Annotated in this window: 23 protein-coding genes and 1 riboswitch; of the genes, 14 read left to right on the plus strand and 9 right to left on the minus strand. The window is 62.3% G+C overall.

Features of this window, described 5'->3' with window-relative positions; translation table 11 throughout:
• The first annotated feature begins 53 nt into the window (after window positions 1–53).
• A complete protein-coding gene (locus NXT3_RS09705) occupies window positions 54–3440 on the plus strand; it encodes a YhdP family protein (RefSeq protein WP_097524805.1) in 3387 nt (1128 codons plus the stop codon).
• A 53-nt stretch (window positions 3441–3493) separates the two neighbouring features.
• Here the strand turns inward: NXT3_RS09705 and tyrS are convergent, their stop codons facing one another.
• Window positions 3494–4747 (minus strand): tyrosine--tRNA ligase, encoded by a 1254-nt coding sequence (gene tyrS, locus NXT3_RS09710; protein WP_097524806.1) that lies wholly within the window; start codon window positions 4745–4747, stop codon window positions 3494–3496.
• Between the two features lie 128 nt (window positions 4748–4875).
• Here tyrS and NXT3_RS09715 point away from each other — a divergent pair, with 128 nt between their 5' ends.
• Together NXT3_RS09715 and NXT3_RS09720 are read left to right on the plus strand one after the other, a co-directional pair.
• Entirely contained in the window at window positions 4876–6039 is a 1164-nt protein-coding gene (locus NXT3_RS09715; protein ID WP_097524807.1) for an anhydro-N-acetylmuramic acid kinase, read from the plus strand.
• A gap of 96 nt (window positions 6040–6135) precedes the next feature.
• On the plus strand, window positions 6136–7332 hold the full coding sequence (locus NXT3_RS09720) for a GGDEF domain-containing protein (protein WP_104839251.1): 1197 nt from the start codon (window positions 6136–6138) through the stop codon (window positions 7330–7332).
• A gap of 68 nt (window positions 7333–7400) precedes the next feature.
• Here the strand turns inward: NXT3_RS09720 and NXT3_RS09725 are convergent, their stop codons facing one another.
• Window positions 7401–8078 carry an alpha/beta hydrolase gene (locus NXT3_RS09725; RefSeq protein ID WP_037422116.1) on the minus strand — a complete coding sequence of 226 codons (678 nt, stop codon included), beginning with the start codon at window positions 8076–8078 and terminating at the stop codon, window positions 7401–7403.
• Window positions 8079–8303: 225 nt separating this feature from the next.
• On the opposite strand from NXT3_RS09725, the gene NXT3_RS09730 reads away from it, so the two are divergent.
• The 7 genes from NXT3_RS09730 to sufA all read left to right on the plus strand — a co-directional run bounded on the left by NXT3_RS09730 (window position 8304) and on the right by sufA (window position 15420).
• The gene (locus NXT3_RS09730; protein ID WP_104839252.1) at window positions 8304–9470 is read left to right on the plus strand and encodes a cysteine desulfurase family protein; all 1167 of its coding nucleotides are present in this window, start codon (window positions 8304–8306) and stop codon (window positions 9468–9470) included.
• Window positions 9471–9624: 154 nt separating this feature from the next.
• Window positions 9625–11094, plus strand: coding sequence for a Fe-S cluster assembly protein SufB (gene sufB / locus NXT3_RS09735; protein WP_097524810.1), 1470 nt, complete (start codon window positions 9625–9627; stop codon window positions 11092–11094).
• A 77-nt stretch (window positions 11095–11171) separates the two neighbouring features.
• Window positions 11172–11927, plus strand: coding sequence for a Fe-S cluster assembly ATPase SufC (sufC, locus tag NXT3_RS09740; RefSeq protein WP_097538328.1), 756 nt, complete (start codon window positions 11172–11174; stop codon window positions 11925–11927).
• A 22-nt stretch (window positions 11928–11949) separates the two neighbouring features.
• Entirely contained in the window at window positions 11950–13227 is a 1278-nt protein-coding gene (sufD, locus tag NXT3_RS09745) for a Fe-S cluster assembly protein SufD (RefSeq protein ID WP_104839253.1), read from the plus strand.
• Window positions 13228–13239: 12 nt separating this feature from the next.
• A complete protein-coding gene (locus tag NXT3_RS09750) occupies window positions 13240–14481 on the plus strand; it encodes a cysteine desulfurase (protein ID WP_104839254.1) in 1242 nt (413 codons plus the stop codon).
• Between the two features lie 10 nt (window positions 14482–14491).
• On the plus strand, window positions 14492–14872 hold the full coding sequence (locus NXT3_RS09755) for an SUF system Fe-S cluster assembly protein (RefSeq protein ID WP_097524813.1): 381 nt from the start codon (window positions 14492–14494) through the stop codon (window positions 14870–14872).
• A gap of 155 nt (window positions 14873–15027) precedes the next feature.
• The gene (gene sufA / locus NXT3_RS09760) at window positions 15028–15420 is read left to right on the plus strand and encodes a Fe-S cluster assembly scaffold SufA (RefSeq protein WP_037422130.1); all 393 of its coding nucleotides are present in this window, start codon (window positions 15028–15030) and stop codon (window positions 15418–15420) included.
• Window positions 15421–15498: 78 nt separating this feature from the next.
• Here the strand turns inward: sufA and gcvP are convergent, their stop codons facing one another.
• The 3 genes from gcvP to gcvT are packed head-to-tail and all read right to left on the minus strand — an operon-like array spanning window position 15499 to window position 19881.
• Window positions 15499–18363 carry an aminomethyl-transferring glycine dehydrogenase gene (gcvP, locus tag NXT3_RS09765; protein WP_097524814.1) on the minus strand — a complete coding sequence of 955 codons (2865 nt, stop codon included), beginning with the start codon at window positions 18361–18363 and terminating at the stop codon, window positions 15499–15501.
• Window positions 18363–18725: a glycine cleavage system protein GcvH gene (gene gcvH, locus NXT3_RS09770; protein WP_037383475.1), complete on the minus strand. Its 363-nt coding sequence runs from the start codon at window positions 18723–18725 to the stop codon at window positions 18363–18365. Before gcvH ends, gcvP begins: the two co-directional genes overlap by 1 nt.
• A 16-nt stretch (window positions 18726–18741) precedes the next feature.
• On the minus strand, window positions 18742–19881 hold the full coding sequence (gcvT, locus tag NXT3_RS09775; protein WP_104839255.1) for a glycine cleavage system aminomethyltransferase GcvT: 1140 nt from the start codon (window positions 19879–19881) through the stop codon (window positions 18742–18744).
• A 141-nt stretch (window positions 19882–20022) separates the two neighbouring features.
• A riboswitch (glycine riboswitch) is annotated at window positions 20023–20110 on the minus strand.
• A 163-nt stretch (window positions 20111–20273) separates the two neighbouring features.
• On the opposite strand from gcvT, the gene NXT3_RS09780 reads away from it, so the two are divergent.
• Both NXT3_RS09780 and NXT3_RS09785 read left to right on the plus strand, forming a co-directional pair.
• Window positions 20274–20663 (plus strand): hypothetical protein, encoded by a 390-nt coding sequence (locus NXT3_RS09780; RefSeq protein WP_104839256.1) that lies wholly within the window; start codon window positions 20274–20276, stop codon window positions 20661–20663.
• A 91-nt stretch (window positions 20664–20754) separates the two neighbouring features.
• Window positions 20755–21732 (plus strand): DUF1775 domain-containing protein, encoded by a 978-nt coding sequence (locus tag NXT3_RS09785; RefSeq protein WP_104839974.1) that lies wholly within the window; start codon window positions 20755–20757, stop codon window positions 21730–21732.
• A gap of 48 nt (window positions 21733–21780) precedes the next feature.
• Here the strand turns inward: NXT3_RS09785 and NXT3_RS09790 are convergent, their stop codons facing one another.
• The 3 genes from NXT3_RS09790 to NXT3_RS09800 all read right to left on the minus strand — a co-directional run bounded on the left by NXT3_RS09790 (window position 21781) and on the right by NXT3_RS09800 (window position 23737).
• Entirely contained in the window at window positions 21781–22158 is a 378-nt protein-coding gene (locus NXT3_RS09790; protein ID WP_104839257.1) for a hypothetical protein, read from the minus strand.
• A 915-nt stretch (window positions 22159–23073) separates the two neighbouring features.
• Window positions 23074–23535, minus strand: a complete 462-nt coding sequence (locus NXT3_RS09795; protein WP_234828104.1) for a GNAT family N-acetyltransferase — start codon at window positions 23533–23535, stop codon at window positions 23074–23076.
• A gap of 37 nt (window positions 23536–23572) precedes the next feature.
• Window positions 23573–23737, minus strand: a complete 165-nt coding sequence (locus NXT3_RS09800; RefSeq protein ID WP_086022771.1) for a hypothetical protein — start codon at window positions 23735–23737, stop codon at window positions 23573–23575.
• A 99-nt stretch (window positions 23738–23836) separates the two neighbouring features.
• On the opposite strand from NXT3_RS09800, the gene NXT3_RS09805 reads away from it, so the two are divergent.
• Together NXT3_RS09805 and NXT3_RS09810 are read left to right on the plus strand one after the other, a co-directional pair.
• Window positions 23837–25390 carry an amidase gene (locus tag NXT3_RS09805; protein WP_234828105.1) on the plus strand — a complete coding sequence of 518 codons (1554 nt, stop codon included), beginning with the start codon at window positions 23837–23839 and terminating at the stop codon, window positions 25388–25390.
• 40 nt (window positions 25391–25430) lie between these two features.
• Complete coding sequence (locus NXT3_RS09810; RefSeq protein WP_104839258.1) at window positions 25431–25784, plus strand: hypothetical protein; 354 nt, start codon at window positions 25431–25433, stop codon at window positions 25782–25784.
• Window positions 25785–25891: 107 nt separating this feature from the next.
• Here NXT3_RS09810 and NXT3_RS09815 read toward each other — a convergent pair whose 3' ends face one another.
• Entirely contained in the window at window positions 25892–26359 is a 468-nt protein-coding gene (locus NXT3_RS09815) for a hypothetical protein (protein WP_104839259.1), read from the minus strand.
• Between the last annotated feature and the right edge of the window lie 3 nt (window positions 26360–26362).

Consider the following 26362-nt stretch of genomic DNA (forward strand, 5'->3'; position numbering starts at 1 on the left):
TGTCCGGATAGGAAGAATGCAATGCAGCAAGCAGGTGGAGGAAACCCGCGCCGATGAGTGACATCCGCGGCGAAAGGGTTTGCTTTCGCAAGGAAGACATCGTCGCACTGGACGCGCTTCCCTCGGCCCAGGCCCACGACCCGGTCCTCGTGCACACCCACGTCTCGGGTGGCATGCTGCGTCTCTTCGCCAAGCTTCTGCTCTGCTGTTTGCTTGTCGTCTTCGTCGCAGTTGCCTCGCTCGTCGCGGTGATCGAGAGCGGCCTAGTCGACGGTCCTCTGAATGCCCGCGCGCGCACGGCGCTCAACACCGCCCTTGGCGCCAACTACAAGGCGGATGTCGAAAGCACGGTTGTCCGTCTCACCGGTCGCGGGGCGCTGGCGCTGAAGGCGCGCGGCGTCACGTTGAACGACAATGCCTCCGGGCGCCCGGTCGCCAAGCTGGCGGCAGTCTCGATCGCGCTCGATCCCCTTGCGCTGATGACCGGCCGCATCGCCGTGTCGCGGCTGGAGGCGGAGGGCGGCGAGCTCGATACCGGCCTCTTGCCGCGCGGCGAGCCCATAGACCTCACGGCGATTCGCATTGCCGACACCGGCACGGCTCTCGAAAAGCTGTTCACCCATATCGACGCCATGTCGCGGCTGACCGCGCGAAGTTCGACGAGGACCGTTCAGCTTTCGAATCTGAGCCTGTCGATGGCGGGGACCCGCGGCCGGATCGTTCCGATCGATGTCAGGACGCTGGCCTTCGCGCGCAATGACGACGGCTCCATCCGCGTCGACGGCTCCGTTGCCATAGACGGCAAGGAGGCGCAGCTCGAGGCGAGGGCCTACGGCCAGGGCGACAGCATCGCCGGCATCGAGGCGGTTTTCACCTCCCTGCCGCTCTCGCCCTTTCTCTATCACGGCAAGTCCGGCAGCGAAGAAGCCTTCGGAATTGATGCTTCGGCCGAGGTCAGCTTGAAGGCAACCCGTGCAGCGGTGGGCGCCACTCCGGCTTTGACGGTCGGCATCAGAACGTCTGAAGGGGCGTTTCATGCCGGAGGACTAGTCTCGGCGCTCAGGCCGTCGGAACTGAACGCCTCTTACGACTTCGACCGCTCTTCGGTCGAGATCCTTCCGTCAGCGGTCAAGATCGGACGCTCGGTTTTTCCCTTTACCGGCGCCTTGATCGACCTCGACAAGGTTTCCGAAGGAAGCCAGCCGGGCTTTGCCGTCGACCTGCTGTTGAAAGACGCGAGCTCCGCCCCGGAAGACATGCAGGAACGGCCGCTCTCCTTCGACGCCAAGGCGAATGGCCGATTCGAGACCGGTAGCCATCGGCTGATCTTCGATGAGCTGGCAATCTCCAGTCCGCTGGGGTCCATGGCGGGTTCGCTCGCGGTCGCCTTCGGCGACACCTCGCCCCAGATCAACTTCGCCGCGGTGAGCGATCGGATGCAGCCGACGGCGGTCAAGCAATTATGGCCCTGGTGGGTGGCCAAGGGTGCGCGGCGATGGGCGATCGGCAATCTCTTCGGCGGGACGGTGTCGGATGCGCAGATAGAGGTCTCCATCCCGGAGGGCAGAATTGCCGGCAGCGATGGCGAATTGAAGCTCAATGAAAACGAGCTCAATATCAACTTCTCGATCGACAACACGCGAATCAACATCGCCGGCGAAATTCCGCCGCTGCGCGACACCTCCGGGCACTTCGAATTGCGTGGCGAGCGAATGACGGTCCAGGTTGGCCGCGGGGCCGCCTTTTTCCCCTCCGGCCGGTCCGTGGCGCTGAACGGCGGCGACTTCGTGATTCCGGATGTCTACAGCAAACCGCTGATGGCGGAAATGAAGATCGAGGTGGGCGGCGAGGCCGACTCCATTGCCGAGCTTGTCAGCTACAAGCCGATCCGGGCGTTACAGAAGACGCCCTTCCTGCCCGAGGATTTCACCGGACCGATGACGGCATTGGTCGGAGCCCGCTTCGGACTGATTTCAAATCAGAACCCGCCGCCGCCCTTGTGGCAGGCGGAAATGCAATTGCAGAAGGTGACGATAAACCGGCCGATTTCCGGCCGCGAAATCGCCGATCTGTCCGGAACCATGCGGATCGACAACACCCGAGCGGTTCTCGATGCCGATGCCCTGATCGATGGCGCAGAAATGCGCATTGCGCTGACCGAACCAGTAGATACAAAGGCGAATGTGACGCGGACACGGGAGATCTCCGGAACCCTCGACGACGCGGCGCGGCGCAAGATCGCCCCTGCCTTGTCCGGCATCGTCAGCGGGCCGGTCAGCGTGGAAGTGTCGCTTTCGGATGACGGCAGCCAGTCTGTGAAAGCCGATCTCGGAAAGGCGGCTCTGTCGCTGCCGTGGATCGGCTGGAGCAAAGGCGCCGGCATTGCGGCCAATGCGGAATTCACGGTGAGGAAAAGCGAAGCGCTCACGGAGATAAGTGATTTCAGCATAAAGGGTGACGGATTTGGTGCGGGTGGCAATCTCCGCGTCGACGACGGCGGCCTCGCATCGGCCCGATTGCATGACGTGCGCCTGGCGGCAGGAGACGATTTCGCCGTGACGGTCGAACGGGCCAAAGGCGGTTATGTGGTCGCCCTCACCGGTTCTTCCGCGGATATCAGATTGCCCCTGGCGCGGGCGAAGAGCGAATCCGGCTCCGGAGACGATGGCAATGTAAGGATCAGCGCCCGGCTCGACCGCGTCGTCGGCTTCAATGGTGAGGTCTTTTTCAATGTGAGATTCTCCCATTCTGCCCGCGGTCAAGAAATCGACGATATCGATCTGTCGGCGCTAACCGCAAGCGGGCAGGCGGTGGTCGCCAGACTGGTGAAAGAGGGGCCGGACAACACGTTGGAGCTGACGACGACCGACGCCGGCGCTCTCGGGCGCTTCACCGATATCTATCGAAACATGCGCGGCGGCCTGTTGAACCTGCGGCTCCGGGACCGCGGCGCCAGATCTTGGCGCGGCACTGTCGATCTGCGGAAATTTTCGCTCGTTGGCGAACAGAAGCTGCAGTCGATGGTCTCGACGCCGGCCGGCCAGGATGGCCGCAGCCTAAATCAGGCGGTGCGCAGGGATATCGACGTGAGCACGGCCCGTTTCGAGCGAGGCTTCGCCCAGCTCCTCCTCGATCGCGGCGTCATCCGGGTCGACAGCGGCGTGCTGCGCGGGCTCGATGTCGGTGCCACCTTCCAGGGCACGGTCCGCGACAGAAACGGCCGCATGGACATGACCGGCACCTTCATGCCGGCCTATGGCATCAACCGGTTGTTCGGCGAGTTGCCGCTGATCGGCGTCCTGCTCGGTAACGGTCGCGACCGCGGCCTTCTCGGCATCACCTTCAAACTGACCGGACCCTTCAACCAGCCGAATCTGACGATCAATCCGCTGTCGCTCATCGCCCCGGGCGTGTTCCGCAGCATTTTCGAGTTTCAATGAAAAAGGCCGGCGCAGCGGCCGGCCTTCATCGATTGACGCGGGGGGGGGGCCGTTCAGACGGGCCGCACCAGAATGTGTTTCTTCTTGCCGAGCGACAGCTTGACGACACCGTCGCCGGTGACGTCGCCGCTTCCGACGACGCGGCGCTCGTCATTGATCTGCTCGTCGTTGACGCGGACGGCGCCACCCTGCACGTGACGGCGAGCCTCGCCGTTCGATGCCGCAAGGCCGGCGCGCACCACCAGCGTCAGCAGGCCGAGACCCGATTCGAGCTCAGGAGCGGGGACCTCGATCGACGGCAGGTTTTCCGCAAGCGCGCCTTCCTCGAAGGTCTTGCGGGCCGTTTCGGCTGCCTGCTCCGCGGCTGCCCGACCATGCAGCATGGCGGTGATTTCGGTCGCCAGGATCTTTTTCACCTCATTGATTTCGGAGCCGCCGAGCTTGGACAGTCGCTCGATTTCCGACATCGGCAACGTCGTGTAGAGCTTCAGGAAGCGCGTGACGTCGGCGTCCTCTGTATTGCGCCAGTATTGCCAGAAATCATAGGAGCCGAGCATGTCGGGATTGAGCCAGATGGCGCCATTGACCGACTTGCCCATCTTGGCGCCCGAGGCAGTCGTCAGCAGCGGTGAAGTCAGCGCATAGAGCTGCGGCGTACCCATGCGATGGCCGAGATCGATGCCGTTGATAATATTGCCCCATTGGTCCGAGCCGCCCATCTGGAGGCGGCAGCCGGTCCGCTTGTATAGCTCCACGAAATCGTAGGCCTGCAGGATCATGTAGTTGAACTCGAGGAACGACAGCGACTGCTCGCGATCGAGGCGCGTTTTGACACTGTCGAAGGAAAGCATGCGGTTAACCGAGAAGTGGCGGCCAACGTCTCGCAAGAACTCGAGGTAGTTGATACCCAGCAGCCAATCGGCGTTGTTGATCATCAATCCGTCAGTCGGGCCGTCGCCATAGCGAAGATAGTTGGAGAAGACGGTCTTGATACTCGCGATATTGGCAGCGATGGTTTCCGGGGTCATCAACTGCCGTGCCTCGTCCTTGAAGGACGGGTCGCCGACCATGCCGGTGCCGCCGCCCATGAGCGAGATCGGGCGATGACCCGTCGCTTGAAGCCAGTGCAGCATCATGATCTGGATAAGTCCGCCCGCATGCAGGCTCGGGGCCGTCGGGTCGAAGCCGATATACGCGGTCACGGTTTCCTTTCGGAACAGCTCATCGAGGCCGGCATCATCCGATGTGGTGTGGATGAAACCGCGTTCGTGAAGCGTGTGTAGGAAATCGGACTTGAACTCGGACATAAGCTGTCTCTTTCGGCTTGTTTGGACGTCTGCGGCGGGCGTTTATCACTGTTTTGTCGAAAGTGCACGTTTTTGCTGGGGCAGCGTTTTGCTATGACCGGTGGCAACGGAAAGCGTGGAGGACGTCCATGGGCAAGGTGTTGACGGCGATCGGCCTCATGAGCGGCACGAGCATGGATGGTATCGACGTTGCTCTCCTCGAGACCGACGGCGAAACGATCGTTCGAAGGGGACCGTCAGCGGGATATGCCTATGAGCCGCGCTTCCGGGACCGGCTGAAGCAGGGGCTCGAGGATGCCAGGTCGATCCGCAAAAGGGACGAGCGACCGGGGACGCTGGCGGACCTCGAGCGGGACATGACGTTGCTGCACGCACAGGCGGTCAAGGCATTCCTCAAGGAAAACAATCTATTGTCCGGCAATGTTGATGTAATAGGTTTCCATGGACAGACGGTCCTCCACCGTCCCGACGAAGCCCTGACCGTGCAGGTCGGGGATGGAGAGCTGCTGGCGCGGGAAACGCTGACCGACGTGGTCTACGACATGCGGGCGAACGACATGGCGCATGGCGGCCAGGGGGCGCCGCTGATACCGGCCTATCATGCCGCGTTGGCGGAAAGCATGTCGCAGAGCTCGGACATCGACGCGCCCGTCGCCTTCGTCAATATTGGCGGCATTTCCAACATCACCTACATCGGTGCAGGCGAGGCTATCATTGCCTATGACAGCGGACCGGGAAACACGTTGATCGACCAGTGGATGGAGGCGCATGCCGGAATTCCCTATGACCAGGGCGGCATGGTTGCAGCCGAAGGGTCGGTGCTGCCGGAGCTTGCCGAGCGCTACCTCGCTCATCCCTTCTTCTCGTTGGAAAAGCGCCGCTCGCTCGACCGCAACGACTTTTCGCCGCCGATCGCTGCAGAGGCGAGCCTTGAAGACGGGGCCCGCACCTTGGCGCATGTGACAGCGGCCGCCATAGTCCGGTCGGCAGCTCATCTTCCGCAAATGCCGGCGACTTACATTGTCTGCGGCGGCGGCCGCCTCAATCCTGTGATCATGCAGGACCTGGCCTTACTTGCAGAAGCAGCAGGCGGACGCGTGCTTGCGGCCGAGGCGCTGGGTCTGAACGGCGATTCGATGGAAGCCGAAGCCTGGGCCTACCTGGCCGTAAGATCGTTGCGCGGGCTGCCGTTGAGCTATCCCGCGACTACGGGCGTCATCCGGCCGGTAAGCGGCGGAACGTTGGCGAGGCCGGCGCCCGCGTCGACGGGCACAAACGCCGGGGCGGTTTAATGATTTCTTCGTGCGAGGCCGCTAATCTGCGCGCATTTCTGATTGGTTTAATTGCGGAGCACATGGTCGGCTCCTGATGTTGTTCGGATCTTATTGATGGGTGGAGCGATTTCCCTGCTGGCGGTGAATTTCATCATCGCCCAGATCTTCGTCGTGGCCTTTCTCATCATCGCGGCGAAGAGCCGTGAAAAAAAACCGGCGATCTGGTGCGCCGCCGGCTTCACTGTCGCCTCGCTCTCGGCCGTGTTCGAGACCGCCTTGCCCTTCTCGGTCGTACCGAAGCTTTTTGCTGTCGGCGCCTTTGCGAGCGTGCTCGCCGGCTTCATTCTGATCCGCATCGCACTCGGGTTTTTCTACCGCGTGCCGACGCGCCTGCCGCTCTTGGCCGGCTTCTTTCTCGCTTCGGTGATCCTCGATCTGCTGATCTACGACCTGCCGCGCGGAACGATTAAGCACGCCTTCTTCTATCAGCTGCCGTTCTTCGTCATCCAGATGTGGTCCGCTTCGACGATCGTCAGGTCGAAGCGCAGGTTCCCGGCCGACTGGATCCTAGGCGGCCTTCTGGTTCTGACCTCGGTCTACTATTTGGTGAAAATCTACGCCGCTATTGCCGCCGGGGCGGGCGCCACGGCGTCCGACTATCTCGGCACCCCTTTCGCGCTGATTTCGCAGGCACTCGGGGCGATGCTGATCGTTGCGACCGGCATCGCCATGCTCGGGGTGATGGTCAAGGAAATCATCGACGAGGCCCGCGCCAGTTCGGAGCTCGATGCTCTTTCGGGCCTCTACAACCGCCGCGGCTTTGTCGATCGCCTGACGTCCGTTCTCGAAACCGCTGGCGCCGACGGTCCGGGTACCCTCATCCTTGCCGACCTCGACCGTTTCAAGCTGGTCAACGATACCTATGGACATCATGCCGGCGACGGGGTCATCGGACAGTTTTCACGGGTGCTCGTGGAGCTCATGCCGAGCCGGGCGGTAGCGGCGCGGTTGGGTGGCGAGGAATTTGCCGTGTTTCTTCCGCGCCTCGGCCTGGCGGAAGCCCGCGTGCTCGCGCATGGGATGCGCGCGGCGCTCGCATCGACCCGGATCGACGGATTGCCTGAAAGCGTCACGATAACAGCGAGCTTCGGCGTTGCCGCCCTTGTTCTTGGGGAGTCACTGGAAGCGGCCATGCAGCGCGCCGACAAGGCGCTCTACGTCGCCAAGGCCGGCGGCCGGAATCGGGTGGAATGCGCCGAACAGCCGGCAACCGGCGAGCCGGTCGGCTCCCTTCGCGTGGGGCGACAATAACGGTAGATATAAAACGGCCGGAAACCGATTGCGATCTCCGGGCCGAGTGAAGGATGATGTGGCGCGGCTCAGCGGATGCGCTTGGCAGCGGGCTCCGGCACCAGCTCTCCGTTGAGGCGACGGTCGAGATAGTCCTCGCATTCCGTCATCAGCGTCTCGATCTGGCCATTGAAGAAATGGTTTGCTCCGGTAACGGTCCTGTGGGTGATCAGGATACCCTTCTGCGCCTTCAGCTTTTCGACGAGGCTGTTCACGTCCTTCTCCGGCGCGACCTTGTCGGAGTCGCCATTGATGATGAGACCCGACGACGGGCAGGGCGCCAGGAACGAGAAATCATAGATGTTCGGCTGGGGCGCAACCGCCATGAAACCTTCGATTTCCGGGCGGCGCATCAGAAGCTGCATGCCGATCCAGGCGCCGAACGAATAGCCGGCCACCCAGCAGCTCTTCGAGTCGGGATGCAGGCTCTGCACCCAGTCGAGCGCCGAGGCCGCATCGGAGAGCTCGCCCGCACCGTGATCGAACTCGCCCTGGCTGCGGCCGATGCCGCGGAAATTGAACCGTAAGGTCGTGAAGCCGCGCTTCTGGAACATGTAGAAGAGCTGGTAGACGATCTGGTTGTTCATCGTCCCGCCGAACTGCGGATGCGGATGCAGGATGATCGCGATCGGTGCGCTCTTCTGCTTCGAAGGCTGATAGCGACCTTCGAGGCGGCCGGCCGGTCCGTTGAAGATGATTTCGGGCATTGGTTCTCCGGGAACGTTTCTGGTTCAAATCGTCGTTCTCGATGCCAATCTGTCTTGACGAAAGCAGTCAGCTTTTCTAGAACGCACTTTAGAACCGTTCAAAACTTCGATGCGGGCACTCCGCCGCGTTCGTCCGTCTCATAGGACAAGCGGCGCGGAAAATTCAAGAAAAATGCAACGGCATCGATTGCACGGACTGAACCGTCTGCTCTAGCGAAGGAAGCAATGACCGGACCGCGCATATATATGGACTGGAATGCGACAGCGCCGCTTCTGCCCGAAGCGCGAGAAGCATTCCTGTCTGCGCTCGATGCGGTTGGCAATCCCTCATCCGTTCACGGCGAGGGTCGGGTGGTTCGCGGCATGATCGAGAGCGCGCGGCGGGACGTTGGCGCGCTTTGCGGTGCGCAGCCCGCCTCGGTGATATTCACCAGCGGCGCCACGGAAGCGGCCAACATGGTCCTGACGCCGGAATTCCGGATGGGACGCACGCCGCTGAAACTCGGCAAGCTCTATGTTTCTGCGATCGAGCATCCGGCGGTTCGCGAGGGCGGACGTTTTGCCCGGGAAGATATTTGCGAAGTGCGGGTCACGAGCGGCGGCGTCGTCGACTGCGTCGCGCTCGAGACGTTACTCTCGGCGCATGACCGCCAGCGCGGCCTGCCCATGGTCGCCGTCATGCTCGCCAACAACGAGACGGGTATTGTCCAGCCGCTCGCCGAAGTTTCCGCGATCGTGCGTGCCCATGGCGGGCTGTTGGTGGTCGATGCCGTGCAGGCCGCCGGCCGCCTGCCGCTGTCGATCGAGAACCTGGGCGCCGATTTCCTCATCGTCTCGTCGCACAAGATCGGTGGGCCGAAGGGGGCCGGTGCCCTCGTCGCCCGCGGCGAGGTGATGATGCCGGCACCCTTGATCCGCGGCGGCGGCCAGGAAAAGGGCCATCGCTCCGGCACCGAGAACGCTCCGGCGCTCGTCGGTTTCGGGGCGGCTGCGCGGGTGGCTACCGATAACCTCGAGGCGCGCACGACCGCAATCGCCGTTCTGCGCGATCGGCTCGAGGCAGAGATGCTGGAAAGCGCGCCGGATGTGGTGATCCACGGCCGCAACGCGCCGCGGATCGCCAACACGTCCTTCTTCACGCTTCCCGGACTGAAGGCGGAGACTGGCCAGATTGCCTTCGATTTGGAAGGCGTGGCCCTCTCGGCAGGTTCTGCATGCTCTTCCGGCAAGGTTGGACAGAGTCATGTGCTGACGGCGATGGGCTATGATCCGCGACAGGGCGCCCTGCGTCTTTCGATCGGTGCGTCCACGACGCAAGCGGAGATCGAACGCTGTGCGGCAGTTTTCGCGAAAGTGGCGTCGCGGCGCCGCTCGACCGGGCAGGCCGCGTGAATGCGGAATGCCTTGAACGAAATTGCGGAAAAGCAATTTTCCGCTTGGCAAACGGGGTGAAAACCGCCTTTTAGCCATTACATAAGCGGTGCGCACATATTGCACCGCGTTGACAAGCCGCCGGACCTTGGATCCGGCGAGATTGGAGAGCGACATGCCTGCCGTGCAGGAGACCATTGATCAGGTCCGCCAGATCGACGTGGACCAATACAAATACGGCTTCGAGACAAAGATAGAGATGGACAAGGCGCCGAAGGGCCTGTCCGAGGATATCATCCGCCTGATCTCCGAGAAGAAGAACGAACCGGAATGGATGCTCGAATGGCGCCTTGAGGCCTATCAGCGTTGGCTCACTATGGACGAGCCGAGCTGGGCGCGTGTCAAGTATCCGAAGATCGACTTCAACGAGATCCACTATTATGCCGCGCCGAAGGGCACGACCGGGCCGAAGTCGCTCGACGAGGTCGATCCGGAGCTGCTGAAGGTCTATGAGAAGCTCGGCATTCCGCTGAAAGAGCAAGAGATCCTCGCCGGCGTCGAGAAGACGAAGATCGCCGTCGATGCGGTGTTCGATTCCGTCTCCGTCGTCACCACCTTCAAGGAAGAGTTGAAGAAGGCCGGCGTGATTTTCATGTCGATCTCGGAGGCGATGCGGGAGCACCCCGATCTCGTGCGGAAGTATCTGGGTACCGTGGTGCCGCAGTCGGACAACTTCTACGCGACCCTGAACTCCGCGGTCTTCACCGATGGTTCCTTCGTCTATGTGCCGAAGGGCGTTCGTTGCCCGATGGAGCTTTCGACCTATTTCCGCATCAACGAGCGAAACACCGGCCAGTTCGAGCGGACGCTGATCATTGCCGACGAGGGCGCCTATGTCTCCTACCTCGAAGGCTGCACGGCGCCGCAGCGCGACGAGAACCAGCTTCACGCCGCAGTCGTCGAACTGATCGCGCTCGATGACGCCGAGATCAAGTATTCGACGGTGCAGAACTGGTATCCGGGCGACAAGCACGGCAAGGGCGGAATCTACAATTTCGTGACCAAGCGCGGCGATTGCCGCGGCAAGAACTCGAAGATCTCCTGGACGCAGGTCGAGACCGGTTCGGCGATCACCTGGAAATACCCGTCCTGCATTCTGCGCGGCGACGGTTCGCGCGGCGAGTTCTACTCGATCGCCGTGTCGAACGGTCACCAGCAGGTGGATTCCGGCACCAAGATGATCCATCTCGGCAAGAACACGTCGAGCCGCATCATCTCCAAGGGCATCGCTGCCGGTGTTTCGGACAACACCTATCGCGGTCAGGTCTCGGCGCATCGCAAGGCGGAGAACGCCCGCAACTTCACGCAGTGCGACTCGCTCTTGATCGGCGACAAGTGCGGCGCCCATACGGTTCCCTATATCGAGGCGAAGAACTCGACCGCACAGTTCGAGCACGAGGCGACGACCTCGAAGATTTCCGAGGATCAGCTGTTCTACTGCCTGCAGCGCGGCATTCCGGAAGAAGCGGCGATCGCACTGATCGTCAACGGCTTCGTCAAGGAAGTGATCCAGGAACTGCCGATGGAATTCGCCGTCGAGGCGCAGAAGCTTATCGGCATCTCGCTGGAAGGCTCGGTGGGCTGAGGCCTGGGACTGACAATTGAACCGGCGCGCTGGACCTGCGCGCGAAAACTATTCGTTTCCCAAGAGGACGATTTGAAATGCTTGAAATCAAGAACCTGCACGCCCGCATCGCCGAAGACGGCACCGAGATCATCCGCGGCCTGGACCTGACCGTGAAGGCCGGCGAGGTCGCTGCCATCATGGGACCGAACGGCTCCGGCAAGTCGACGCTCTCCTACATCCTTTCGGGGCGCGAAGATTACGAAGTCACCGAGGGCGACATTCTCTACAACGGCGAAAGCATCCTCGAACTCGATGCTTCGGAGCGCGCGGCCAAGGGCATCTTTCTTGCCTTCCAGTATCCGGTCGAGATCCCGGGCGTTGCCACCATGCAGTTCCTCAAGGTGGCGATGAACGAGCAGCGCAAGTATCGCGGCGAAGACGAGCTGACCACGCCGGAATTCATGCGCCGCGTCAAGGAAGCCGCCGCCGAGCTGAAGATCGCTCCGGAGATGCTGCGTCGGCCGCTGAATGTCGGCTTCTCGGGCGGTGAAAAGAAGCGTGCGGAAATCCTGCAGATGGCGCTGCTTCAGCCGAAGCTCTGCGTGCTCGACGAGACCGACTCGGGCCTCGACATCGACGCGCTGAAGATCGTCGCCGACGGCGTCAACGCACTACGTTCGCCGGATCGCGCCGTTGTCGTCATCACCCACTACCAGCGCCTGCTCGACTACATCGTCCCGGATACGGTCCACGTTCTCTACAAGGGGCAGGTCGTCAAGTCGGGCGACAAGACGCTGGCGCATGAGCTCGAAGCCAACGGCTATTCCGACATCATCGAGGCGGCAGCCTGACGCCTGTTGAAGGAGTGTTCGAATGAATATGCAACAGGCCATCAATATGACGGCAGCCGAAACGGCGCTCGTTGACGCCTATACCGCCCAGATCGGCGATCTGCCAGGTGACGGAGCGGTGCTGTCGCTGCGCGACACGCTGGTTCACGAGCTGAAGACGGCCGGTCTCCCGACGCGGCGCGTCGAGTCCTGGCATTATACGGACCTGAGGACCCTGCTGCGCGCAGTGCCCTCCGCCGATCCGTCCGCCTTTGCCGATCGGGTCGAGCCGATTGTCGCTGGCGCGACCGTGCTTTCGGTGCGCAATGGCGAGGCCGATCTCAAGAGCCTTCCCGAAGGCGTAACGGCACGCTCCTATACGGAGAGCCTGATCGACGGCTCGGCTGCCGCCGGGCTTGCGGTCCTCGGCTCCGACGACGCCATCGGCCGCATCAATGGCGGCCTGGTCCGCGGCGGTCTGGAGATCGCCGTTGCGGCAGGTGCCGAGCTGGAAACGCCGCTGGAGATCCAGGTCGCGCAAAGCCATGGCCAGGCCCACACCCGTTTCCCGGTGTCTTTCGGCGCCGGATCCAAGGCAACCGTGCTCGAGCGGCATCTGTCGACCAACGGGGATGCGAGCTTCGTCTCCTCGGTGAGCGACGTGACGCTTGGCGAAGGCGCCGACGTCATCTGGATCATCCTGCAGCAGCAGGGCCCGGCCGACACCCATCTCGGACAGATCCGTTTCGACCTCGCGAAGGACGCGAAGCTGCACGTGTTCGTCATCAATGCCGGCGGCAAGCTGGTGCGCCAGGAACTGCACGGTAGGGCGAGCGGCGAGGGATCCGACTTGACCCTGCGCGGCATCAACCTGCTGGGCGGCGAGAGCCACACGGACGTGACCTTCACGCTGAGCCACGACGTACCGCACACGACCTCGAGCGAGATCATCCGCAACGTTGTCTTCGATCGTGCCAAGGGCGTGTTCCAGGGCAAGATCCTGGTCGCCCAGGACGCCCAGAAGACCGACGCGAAGATGTCGTGCAATACCTTGCTCTTGTCGGACGACGCGGACTTCTCGGCGAAGCCCGAGCTCGAAATCTTCGCCGACGACGTTCAGTGCGGTCACGGTGCGACGGTCATCGATATCGATCATACGCAGCTCTTCTACCTGCTCTCTCGCGGTATTCCGGAGAACAAGGCCCGCGCCATGCTCGTCAACGCCTTCGTTGCCGAGATCGTCGAGGAACTGGAAGATGACGAGGCACTGGTCGAGGCACTAGAAGGCGTGATCTCGGACTGGCTCGAAAAACACGCCTGATTGGACAGGACCATGGAACATACTGTGCCGGTGCCGGCCTATGACGTAGAGGCCGTAAGAAATGATTTCCCGATCCTTTCGCGGACGGTCTATGGCAAGCCGCTTGTTTATCTCGACAACGGTGCATCGGCGCAGAAGCCGCAACTCGTCATCGACGCGGTTGCCCATGCCTACGCCAATGAATACGCCAACGTACACCGCGGTCTGCATTTCCTCTCGAATGCCGCGACGGACGCCTATGAGGGCGCGCGTGAAAAGGTGCGCCGCTTCCTGAACGCACCGTCCGTCGACAATATCGTCTTCACCAAGTCGTCGACGGAGGCGATCAATACGGTCGCCTATGGCTACGGGATGCCGCATCTCGGCGAGGGCGACGAGATCGTCGTCTCGATCATGGAGCACCACTCCAACATCGTACCATGGCACTTCATCCGTGAGCGGCAGGGGGCCAAGCTCGTCTGGGCGCCGGTCGATGATGATGGCGCATTCCATATAGAGGATTTCGTCAACTGCCTGACCGAGCGGACGAAGCTCATTGCCATCACGCATATGTCGAATGCGCTGGGCACGGTCGTTCCTGTCAAGGAAATCTGCCGTATCGCTCGCGAGCGCGGCATTCCGGTTCTTGTCGATGGCAGCCAGGGCGCGGTGCACATGCCGGTTGACGTGCAGGACATCGACTGCGACTGGTATGTGATGACCGGCCACAAGCTCTACGGCCCGTCCGGTGTCGGCGTGCTTTACGGCAAGGCCGAACGGCTCAAGGAGATGCGGCCCTTCATGGGCGGCGGCGAGATGATCGAGGAAGTGACGGAGGACCGCGTCACCTATAACGATCCGCCGCACCGGTTCGAAGCCGGCACGCCGCCGATCGTCCAGGCGATCGGGCTGGGCTACGCGCTGGACTACATGGAAAAGGTCGGCCGCGCGGCAATCAGGGCGCATGAGGCGGACCTTACCGCCTATGCCCGCGAGCGCCTGTCCTCGGTGAATTCGCTGCGCGTCTTCGGCGATGCGCCGGGCAAGGGCAGCATCTTCGCCTTCGAGATCGCCGGCATTCATGCCCATGACGTCTCGATGGTGATCGACCGGGCCGGCATCGCCGTTAGGGCGGGCACCCATTGTGCGCAGCCGCTCTTGAAACGTTTCGGCGTCACCTCCACATGCCGTGCGTCCTTCGGCCTCTACAATACGCGGGCCGAGGTCGACGCTCTGGCGGAAGCGCTGGAACATGCGCGCAAGTTCTTTGCCTAAGGAGGCAGACATGAGTCTCGGGGAAGCGCAGGGAAAGGTCGATGTCCGCGAAGGCATCGTACATTCGGCCATTCCAGCCGAGGAATTGGCGCGCCTCAGCGACGACATCATCGCCGCGCTGAAGACGGTCTATGACCCGGAAATCCCGGCCGATATCTTCGAACTCGGTCTTATCTACAAGATCGACATCGAGGACGACCGGATGGTGAAGATCGACATGACGCTCACGGCTCCGGGCTGCCCCGTCGCCGGCGAGATGCCGGGCTGGGTCGAGAACGCGGTCGGCGCCGTAGAGGGTGTTTCCGGCGTTGAGGTGACCATGACCTTCGATCCGCCATGGACGCCGGACCGCATGTCGGAAGAGGCGCAGGTGGCGCTCGGCTGGTATTAGAGCGGGATGAGGAGAAGTGTTCGCGGTTTTCCACTCGCATCCCGCTGCATGATTCACGCCCGAACTCCCATATTGATCCGTTAACATACGGGCACTACATTTGATTCTGGAAAGCACCGGGCCTTTAACCCGGTGATGTGAAGGAGATGGAGCCTATGGGCTTTGCCGTAATGAGCCTGACCGATGCCGCCGCCGGCCGCGTCCGGTCGATCGTCGAGAATGCCGGCGGCGACGCCAAGGGCATCCGCGTGAGCATCAAGAAAGGCGGCTGCGCCGGCATGGAATATGCCGTGGACCTCGTCACCGAGGCGAATGCCAGGGATGATCTCATCGAACATCAAGGTGCCAAGGTCTGGGTCGCGCCGGAGGCGGTGCTCTACCTGCTCGGCACGCAAATGGACTTCGAGGTGACCGCCCTGCGCTCCGGCTTCACTTTCAGGAACCCAAACCAGACGTCCGCCTGCGGCTGCGGCGAATCGGTCGAGCTGAAGCCGGCGGATTTGGCCGCGCTTGCTGCAGAAGGCAACCCGGTGGTGCGTGCCAACTGACGCATCTCGCACACGGCTGCAGATAAAAGCAAAAGGCCCGGTTTTCGCCGGGCCTTTTGCTTTGTCCCTTGTGTCAGTTCACTCCGCCGCTTCCGCGTAGGCCTCGATCGGCGGGCAGGTGCAGATGAGGTTGCGGTCGCCATAGACATTGTCGACGCGGTTCACCGGCGACCAATACTTGTCGACGCGGAAGGCGCCGGGCGGGAAGCAGGCCTGTTCACGCGTATAGGGCCGGTCCCAGTCGCCGACGAGGTCTTCAACAGTGTGCGGCGCGTTCTTCAGCGGATTGTTGACCTTGTCCATCCGGCCTTCCTCAATGGCGCGGGCTTCCTCGCGGATCGCCAGCATCGCATCGCAGAAGCGGTCGAGCTCCGCCTTGGTCTCCGATTCCGTCGGCTCGATCATCAATGTACCGGCCACCGGCCAGCTCATCGTCGGCGCGTGGAAGCCGCAGTCGATCAACCGCTTGGCGATGTCGTCGACCGTAACGCCGGCGCTTTCGGCGAGCGGCCGCGTATCAACGATGCACTCATGCGCGACCCGTCCCTTGGCCGATTTGTAGAGCACGTCATAGGCACCCTTCAGCCGCGCGGCGACATAGTTGGCGTTGAGGATCGCCACCTTGGTCGCCTGGGTTAGGCCTTCGCCGCCCATCATCAGGCAATAGCTCCAGGAGATCGGCAGGATCGAAGCCGAGCCGAAGGGAGCAGCGGAGACTGCGCCCTCATTCTGGTCCGTTTCCGGGTGGCCCGGCAGGAACGGCGCGAGATGCGCCTTGACGCCGATCGGCCCCATGCCGGGGCCGCCGCCGCCATGCGGGATGCAGAAGGTCTTGTGCAGGTTCAGGTGGCTGACGTCCGAGCCGATGTCGCCGGGACGCGAGAGGCCGACCATGGCGTTCATGTTGGCGCCGTCCAGGTAGACCTGGCCGCCATGCTTGTGGACGATCTCGCACACCTCGCGCACGTTCTCCTCGAACACCCCATGAGTCGAGGGATAGGTGATCATGCAGCAGGAGAGGGTGTCGGCATATTGCTCCGCCTTGGCGCGGAAATCGTCCATGTCGATCTCGCCGATGTCGCTCACCTTGACGACCACGACCTTCATCCCTGCCATGTGCGCCGAGGCCGGGTTGGTGCCGTGTGCCGATGTCGGGATCAGGCAGACGTCGCGATGACCGTTGCCATTGGCGATGTGATAGGCGCGGATCACCAAGAGCCCGGCATATTCGCCCTGCGCGCCTGAATTCGGCTGCATCGAGATCGCGTCATAGCCGGTGATGGCGCAGAGCTTGTCGGACAGGTCTTCGATCAGGTGCTGGTAGCCGCGCGCCTGATCGGCCGGGACGAACGGATGGATTTCCGAAAATTCCGGCCAGGTGATCGGCAGCATTTCCGCCGTCGCGTTGAGCTTCATCGTGCAGGACCCGAGCGGGATCATCGCCCGGTCGAGCGCCAGGTCGCGGTCGGCGAGGCGACGGATGTAGCGCGTCATCTCGCTTTCGGCGCGGTTCATGTGGAAGATCGGATGGGTGAGGTAATCGCTGGTGCGCAAGAGCTCTTTCGGCAGCCGGTAGTCCGGCTCGAACTGCTCGACCTTGAAGTCGCCGCCGAAGGCCCGCCAGACCGCCTCGAGTGTCACCGGCCGCGAACGCTCGTCGAGGCTGATGCCGATCTTGGTCGCACCGATCTTACGAAGGTTCACCTCTTCCGCGACCGCGGTCTTCAGGATGATGCCCTGCAGCTTGCCGACCTCGACCGTAATCGTGTCGAAGAAGACGTCCGGCTCGACCGTGTAGCCAAGCTTCTCGAGGCCCATCGCCAAACGCACCGTCTTCTGATGGACACTCTGGGCAATCGCCTTGATGCCCTTCGGACCGTGGAAGACCGCGTACATCGACGCCATCACGGCGAGCAGCACCTGGGCGGTGCAGATATTTGAGGTGGCCTTTTCGCGGCGGATATGCTGCTCGCGCGTCTGCAGGGAAAGCCGGTAGGCCCGGTTACCGCGTGCGTCCACCGAAACGCCGACCAAACGGCCGGGCATCGACCTTTTGTGGGCATCCTTGACGGCCATATAGGCGGCATGCGGTCCGCCATAGCCGACCGGAACCCCGAAACGCTGCGTCGAACCGATGGCGATGTCGGCGCCCATTTCTCCCGGCGATTTCAACAGGGCAAGCGCCAGCGGATCGGCGGCGACGGCGGCGATGGCGCCCTGTTCGTGCAGCCTGGCGATCAGCTCGGAGAAATCGCGGACATGACCGTAGGTGCCGGGATACTGGAAGATCGCCCCGAAGACGCCGGCGGCAACGAGATCCGAGAAAGGGTCGCCGATGACAAGCTGCCAGCCGAGCGGCTCGGCACGGGTCTGCAGGAGCGCGATCGTCTGCGGATGGCAGTTCTCGTCGACGAAGAAGGCCTTCGCCTTGGACTTGGCGAGGCGCTCGGCCATGGCCATGGCTTCGGCCGCGGCCGTCGCTTCGTCAAGCAGCGAGGCGTTGGCGACATCGAGGCCGGTCAGGTCGCAGACCATCGTCTGATAATTGAGCAGCGCCTCGAGCCGGCCCTGGCTGATCTCCGGCTGATAGGGCGTATAGGCCGTGTACCAGGCCGGGTTTTCCAGGATGTTGCGCTGGATCACCGGCGGCGTGATCGTGCCATAGTAGCCTTGGCCGATCAGCGAAACGAGCTTGTCGTTGCGATTGGCTGTCTCGCGCAGCTTGTCGAGCGCTTCCCGCTCGGTCATCGGCGCACCCCAAGACAGCGGCGTCCTCTGGCGGATGGAGGCCGGAACGGTGTCGTCGATCAGCGCATCGAGGCTCGGATAGCCGACCACCTTCAGCATCTCCTCCATCTCGGAGGGCGAAGGGCCGATATGGCGTCGATTGGCGAAATCGTAAGGCTTGTAGTCGGTAAAGGTAAAATCCTTGGGCATGCTCATCAGCCGACAAGCTCCTTGTAGGCTGCTTCGTCGAGCAGACCATCGGCAGAGCGCGGATCGGCAAGCTTCAGCTTGAAGAACCAGGCTGCCCCCTGGGGATCGCTGTTGACGAGCGACGGATCGTCGACGATCGCCTGATTTACCTCGATGATTTCGCCGTCGAGTGGACAATAGACGTCGGAGGCGGCCTTCACCGATTCGACGGTCGCAGCCGAATCGCCCTTGGCGAAGGTCGCGCCGGCTTCCGGCAGTTCCACGAAGACGAGATCGCCAAGCTGGCCGGCGGCGTGTTCGGTGATGCCGACGGTCGCAACGCCGTCCTCGACCTTCAGCCACTCGTGTTCTTCGGTAAATTTCAGCATACGCGCTCTCTCCTGATCAGCGTTTGTAGGTCTGTTTGACGAAGGGCAGGGCGGAAACCGTGACCGGCAGGTACTTGCCCCGCACCTCTGCAAAAATCTGTGTGCCGTTCTCGGCATGGGCGGCATCGACGTAGCCCATGGCGATCGGGCAATCGACGCTCGGTCCGAAGCCGCCGGAGGTCACCGAGCCGACAGGCACCGCGCCGTTCGCATCAGCGAAGAGCTTCGCGCCGCCGCGGACCGGCGCGCGCCCCTCGGGCTTCAGGCCGACGCGGCGCCGGCGGGTTCCGCCGGCAAGTTCCGCAAGGATCCGGTCGGCGCCGGGAAAGCCGCCGGCCCTCTCACCGCCGGCGCGGCGGCTCTTCTGGATAGCCCATTCAAGGGCCGCCTCGACCGGTGTCGTGCCGGTGTCGATATCGTTGCCATAGAGACAAAGGCCGGCTTCGAGGCGGAGCGAATCACGCGCGCCGAGGCCGATGGCCAGCACGTCCGGATGCTCGAGCAGGCGCTGCGTCACGTCCACCGCCGAGGTGGCGGGAATGGAGATCTCGAAACCGTCCTCGCCCGTATAGCCGGAGCGGGAAATGATGCACGTGACGTCGTGGAGATCCGCCTCCGCCACGTCCATGAAGCGCATGGAGGCGACATCCGCCCATAGCTCGCAAAGCACCGCCTCCGCACGAGGGCCCTGAAGCGCGACGAGGGCGCGGTCGTCGAGCAGAGTGACGTCGCAACTATCGCCAAGCCCATCTTTCAAATGCGCGAAGTCGGCCTCCTTGCAGGCGGCGTTGACGACAAGGAAGAGATGGTCGCCGCGGTTGGCAATCATCAGGTCGTCGAGAATTCCGCCTTCCGGATTGGTGAAGAGCCCGTAGCGCTGGCGACCTTCGGCAAGCCCAAGCACATCGACCGGCACCAGCCTTTCGAGCGCCAAGGCCGCATCGGCCACCCGGCCGGACTTCGGGCGGATGATGACCTGGCCCATATGCGACACATCGAAGAGGCCGGCGGCAGAACGCGTGTGCAGGTGTTCCTTGAGCACGCCTTCGGGATATTGCACCGGCATCTCATAGCCGGCGAATGGCACCATGCGCGCGCCGAGCGACAGATGCAGGGCGTGCAAAGGCGTATGATTCAAGCGGGACATAGGTTCCAAATCCGGCCTCCAGGTCTGGCGCTGGGCGCGCCGGCTCACACTACCGGCGTCAAACGCCGACAACTTCGAGCCCCCTCTGTCCGTTTGCCTGAGATTGTTATCCCTTCGGCGAGCGTAACCGCTTCTCTCCAGAGTCCTACCGGTACCTTGCTGGTCCTTTGGCCTGAGAGTTTCCGGGGCGGTTGCTCCTTCGGCACCGGATTGAACCGGTTTCTCCCAACAAGATCATCTCCAGATAACGGCGAAGGCCGGATTTTGGCAAGGGCGAATGTCGCGATGAAACATATTTTTGTCGCCATGGCTTCATCGTCGCTCTTGGGCGCGCCTGCGGCAAATCGGCCTTTGCATTTGAAGCGGATTGTGAATAACGAAGAGACGAGACAGAGGCGATCATGATCGGGCAAGGGGACAGATGGCGAATTGCGGTGCGGCTGCTTGCCGCCTTCGCGCTCGTTTTCCTGTCATTCGCCCACAAACCCTCTCTCGTCATCGGAACGAACGCGGCGCTCGCGGCCGAATATCGTCTGCCCGACGGCTCCTTTGCGGAGATCTGCTTCGGCACCGAGGGTGTCGAGCACGAAGACGGCAAAGCGCCGCCGATCGCTCCGATTTGCGAGGCATGCAGGCTCGCCGCCTCGGTGCTTCTGCCCGAGCCGCCGCAGGCAAGCGTGTCAGCCGACAAAGGCAATTGGCTCGCCGATTCGCCTGTCACCGAAATTCAGATCGCGCTGACGCCATTGCGGCTTTTGCCGCCCCCGCGCGGGCCGCCAATCCTGTCGTAACGCTCTTCCGAGAATTGAACTTTCATCACGCCGCTTGGCGGCATTCACCACGAAGCCCGTGTTTCAGGGCACGTGGTTCGGAGACTACGACATGACCAAGATCAGAATGACCCTCCTCACGGCAGGCCTCACGCTCGCAGCCGCCGGCATGGCTCACGCGCATGCGACCTTCGAGGTGGACAGCACGCCCAGCGAAAAGACGTTCAAGGCGATCCTGCAGGTGCCGCACGGCTGCGACGGCAAGCCGACGACCGAGGTGCAGGTGAAGCTGCCGGAAGGCTTCGTCTTCGCCAAGCCGCAGCCGAAACCCGGCTGGGAGCTTGAAATCATCCAAGGCGACTATCAGAAGACCTACGACAATCACGGAACCAAGGCCTCCTCCGGTCCGGTCGAAATCCGCTGGAAGGGCGGCAATCTGCCTGACGAGCACTATGACACCTTCGTCATCCGCGGAAAGGTCTCGGGCTTCGACGAGGAAACGGTGCTTGCCTTCCCGACGACGCAGCTTTGCGGCTCTGAAGCAAAGGTCGTCTGGGATGAGGTGCCGGCGGCGGGCGAGGACGCTCACGCGCTCGAACATCCGGCACCAACCATAGCCGTGACGGCTGCAGGCGAAGAGCAGGCCCATGCCGGGCACGGCGCTCAGCAGGCCGAAGCCGCTCCCGTCGAAGTCGGCGCTCTCGAAATCTCGGGCGGTGCGGTCAAGGCGATGCTGCCGGGCGCCAAGGTCGGCGGCGGCGGCTTTGTCGTTAAGAATACGGGGAATGCCGACGACCGGCTGGTCGCTGTCGAAAGCCCGGCGGCCGGACGCGTCGAACTGCACGAGATGGCGATGGAAAACGACGTCATGAAGATGCGCAAGCTCGAAGACGGCATCGTCATTCCGGCAGGCAAGACCGTGGAATTGAAGAGCGGAGGTCTGCACCTGATGTTCATGGAAGTGCCAAAACCCTTCGCTGAGGGCGAGACCGTGCCCGTCACGCTGACCTTCGAGAAGGCCGGAACGGTCGACTATATCCTCCCGGTTGGGGCTGCCGGCGGTGGAGCGGCCGGCCACAAGCATAAGTAAGCCTTTCGGTTTGAGACTTCGGAGCGGGTTGGAAAACCCGCTCCACCGTCAGGCCCCTTGTATGAACTGGTCGAGCATGACGGCGATTTCGTCGCCCTTTTCCTCATCATCGGTGGCCGGTTCGTCTTCCCAGTCTTCCCCGCGATCGGCGTTTTCCTCCTCCATGAATTCGAGGTAGCGACGCAATGTCTCCGCCTCGCTCTCCTGGGGCGGACGCATTCCGGCGCTGATCAGCATCAGCGCCAGGGGCAGGGCACCTTTCGTCTTGAGGGATGCCGGCGCAAGAGCGGCTCGATCCGGCGGCCGTGCCGCGAGCAAGGTGATGGCTTCATCGGCCGGAGCGTCGCCACGCACGCGCGCGGAAGGCTTGACGGCCTCGGCCGCGTAAGCCGCCGTCGTCGCGGAAATGGTAATGACCTGTGTCACTTTGCTCGCCTTGAAATACGCTCCTCCTTTCCTTTTGCCAGACTCCGTTTGCGGGCAGGTGAAGCCGCGCGGTCGGATTTTATTTGAATGCGAGCGTTTGAGGCGCCGGAATCCGGCCAAGTGGCACGAAGAACCGGCCGAAGAGGTGGAAGGGGCAGGCGGCCCCGGCGAGAAGACCGTCCCCTTTCGTCGGTCTATCTCGACGGTTGACCGGGATGTACAATCACAGCTTGATCAAGAGAATGGCGCAAACCGGCGCTGTGAAAGAGCATCGGGGACCTCTGGTCAGGAAGGACGAGACATGCGTGCTTTGCTGTTGCTCATGGCACTTTTCACTCTGGCGGCGTGCTCTCAAACGGGAAGAACCACCGTTTACAACTCATACACGCCCGGATCGGGGGACTATTACACGGGCATCGTGCCGCCGACGCAGTTTTAGACGCCACGGACAGCCGGCGGCTCTTCTGAGGCAAAACTCCTGTCGCCGATACTAGCGGGTTGGGAGCGCCGAGAAGGCAATTGATCCTTGGCGAAGGCCGGAATATCAATGGCCATCAATCCTTTAGAAAGGGACCGAGATTGATGCGCAAAATCCTATTGTTGCTCGCGCTTGCAACGCTCACGGCCTGCTCGCAAACCGTCCATGTCGGCGGTGAAGGCGAGTATTACCAGGGCATCGTTCCGCCGCGCTGATCGCGGGAGCAACTGCAGGTGTGAATGAACGACCGCGCGGGAAAGTAGAAGGGCGCTCGACCCTTCCGGGGAGCGCCCTTCAAACCCGGAAGCCGCGAAGGCGCCCAACCAGAAAGTCGGCGCACGGTCCTCTCTATACGGGTGGTGACCGATAGATGGGGCCGATCCGTTGGAATTCAAGGGATCATCTCGGCGAGGCAGCGGGCCCTCAAAAGCATTTCTTCAGGAAATAGCGGGGATTGCGCCCAGTGCGCCTTCCAGCTCGCCGAAGAGCTCGAAGCCGAGCTTCTCATAGAAGGGAGGGGCCTGAAATTCGAACGTATCCAGCCGCAGGCCGATATAGCCGCGCGCCCGGGCAATTCTTTTCGCCTCCTCCATCAGCCGCCGCCCGAGGCCCTGGCCGCGATACTCGTCCGGAATTGCAAGATATCTGACGAACGCCCATCCGTATCCGTCGATCGCATAGAGCCCGCCGGTGGCGGCGCGCGTTTGCGGATCGCGAAGGATAACGGCAAAGCCCGGCAGCTCGGCCATGCCGCTATTGGCAATGTTATAGGCGTCGAGCGTCGCAACGATGGCGCGAATGTCGGCCGGGTCGGGATTGTCGGGAACGATGTCGAGGAATGGGAGCGGACAAGGCGATTCAATCTCGACTCGCTGGAGGGCGGCTGGTCCGGCGATCACGGACACCCCTCGGGTGTCCGATGACAAGCGCGGCTGGTCAGTAGGCCATGCGCACGCCGCCGGGTGTCGCAGCGCTAAAGTCGGGAACGGGGTTCGGTCCGTACCATTGGGCGTAGGTCGTGTTGCCGGTACCGCCGGTGCTTGCGCAACCCGACAGGGCCAAGGCTGCCAATGCCGCGGCAATCAGACGTTTGAGGGGCATGGAATCTCCGATTCTGATTCGTTGAGCGGGGACAACTTGGGGTATCCTCACGTGCCAGTCCATCGGATTCACATCGGCTGACAGGTGTTCCGCCCTGCAATGGTCGGATTTCAAGTTGGAGATGGTGCATTGATCGCTGAATACGACGAACTCGATGGCCTTGGCCTCGCCGACCTGGTGAAGCGAGGCGCGGTATCGGCATTGGAACTCGTCGAAACGGCCATAGACAGGATCGTCTCGCGAAATCCGCCCCTCAACGCTGTCATCCTGACCATGTTCGAGGAAGCGCGGAAAGCGGTAGACGAAGTTGACGCGGGCGCCGCCTTTGTAGGCGTCCCATTCCTTCTCAAGGATCTGCTCGCAACAGTGGAAGGAATCCCGACCTCGCAAGGCAACCGCCTGCTCGCGAAGTTGCCGGCGACCGGCGACTCCGAACTGGTCACTCGATGGAAGAAGGCGGGACTGATCGTCCTGGGGAAAACAAACACTCCGGAGTTCGGCCTCACACCCTATACAGAACCAGACGCCTTCGGGCCGGCTCGGAATCCTTGGGATCCGGATCGGACCCCTGGGGGTTCGAGCGGTGGTTCGGCGGCAGCGGTCGCGGCACGCATGGTGCCGCTTGCCTCGGGCGGCGACGGTGGTGGCTCTATCCGCATCCCGGCTTCTGCCTGCGGGCTGTTCGGCCTGAAGCCGACCCGCGGCCGGACGCCTGCCGGACCGTTCACGGGGGAACCTTGCGCGGGCTTCGCCGTGGAACATGTTCTGACGCGCTCGGTGCGGGATTCGGCCACCCTTCTCGACCTTGTCCAAGGACCGGATGTCGGTGCGCCCCATTACCTGCCCTCACCGCCAGGGTCCTTTCTCGAAGCGGCGGGACGTCCGCCGGGGAAACTGAAAATTGCCGTATCGGCGGCTCCGATGCTTGGCGGGAAAGTAGAACCGGAGATCCTGCAAGCTTTTTCCGCCACTGCAAAACTGCTGGAAGAACTTGGTCACGACATTGTTGAGGCAGCACCGTCTATCGATGCCGAGGCGTTCTCCCTTTCGTTTCTGAGCGTCATCGCCGCGGAACTGCAAGTCGACATCGAAGAGGCGACGAGGGCGGCCGGTGTTCCGGTACGTGTTCAGGACTTCGATCCCTCGACACTCGGGATGGGTCTGCTTGGAGAGACACTTTCGGCAGGCGAACTTGCGGCTGCGCTACGCTATCTAAAGCTCGCGGCGAGAGGCGTTTCGCAATTCTTCGAAACGTACGACATCCTGATGACGCCGGTGCTGGCGCGGGTTCCGCCGCCGATAGGATCGCTTCAGCCGTCTGCTGCCGAGAAGAAAATTATTCGCGCTGTGGGTCGGGTGAAGGCGGGCTGGCTCCTAAAAAGGATAGGCATCGCGAAGCGCCTCGCCGCCGAGACATTCAGCTTCATCCCTTGGACTCCCGTTTTCAATGTCACGGGCCAGCCGGCAATGTCGGTGCCACTCTGCTGGTCGGACAACGACCTGCCGATCGGCATGCATTTCGTGGGACGCTTTGCCGACGAGGAGAGGTTGTTCCGCCTGGCCTGCCAGCTCGAAAAGCGAGACCATGGGTCCATCGTAAGCCGCCGCTCCGCAAACCTGTCTCTCCGTAGCCCGGGAGGTCCATTTCGGTGATGTCGGCGGCCGCTGTCGCCCCCATCTCGTAAAGCCACGTATGGCGCAACGAACCGTGCCCGAGGATTCGAGCCATTGCGCGGGCTATTTCAGCATCGTAGCCCTGAACAAATTCGCAGCCGGCCAGCATCGTCATGATGTCCCCCCGAAGCTGAGCTTCCTTCTCGGCCTTGTTTCGCGCGAGAATGTCGAGGCCGCGCTCGATCGTCAAATAGGTGGCGAATGGTATGGCAATTACCGACCGCTCGAAGAACTCCTGGATTCCAGGCTTGGGGCGAGGCTTCAGCCGCTCGCTGAGAAGGCATGCAGTTACAAGAAATTTCACTTTAGTCTCCTGAAGGATTCAGCCGTGTTCGACCGGCAGGAAGGAGACGTAAGGCCCCGCGGCGTCTAAAGTGTTAGGGCGCCGAATCGCTCGATATTTTTTCCTACTCGAATGTTTGCGGGAGTCCTAGGACTCACGCTTCAACGCCGTACATGTCCGGTGAGGACTAAAGCGTGCTAGACTGAGGCGGTCGTGTCAATCGTCAGCAGAACCCGGCGATCCTGAGCAGAACCGACCACGATCTGCCATCTGGAGAAGGCCGCGGTGATTTCGCTCTTGGCGACGTCGAGGACATTGACGACGAACCGGGCGAGGCCCGGCGTCTGTGGGTCTCCCGCCAGCACGCCCGCCTTCCCATCATCGATGACGAACGCACCCGCCCTTGTCTGCCACGGGTCGTATTCGCCGATCGACCGCTCATCGACTTCGATCTGAACGTTTGGCACGACGATGCCAGGGTTACGGAGCCGCACAGACTTCTTGCACGCACCATAGTTGTGCTCATGGCTGAGGAAGACGAAGAAGGGAGTGTCGTCCACCATGCCGACGAGGCCAGGGCGCTGCCGTTCCGAACGGGGCAGAATGAGGCTGCAGACGGCCGCTTCGGCTACGTCCCCAACTGCGAATTCAGAGATCGAAAGCATCAA

The organism is Sinorhizobium fredii, assembly GCF_002944405.1.
Taxonomy (GTDB): Bacteria; Pseudomonadota; Alphaproteobacteria; order Rhizobiales; family Rhizobiaceae; genus Sinorhizobium; species Sinorhizobium fredii_C.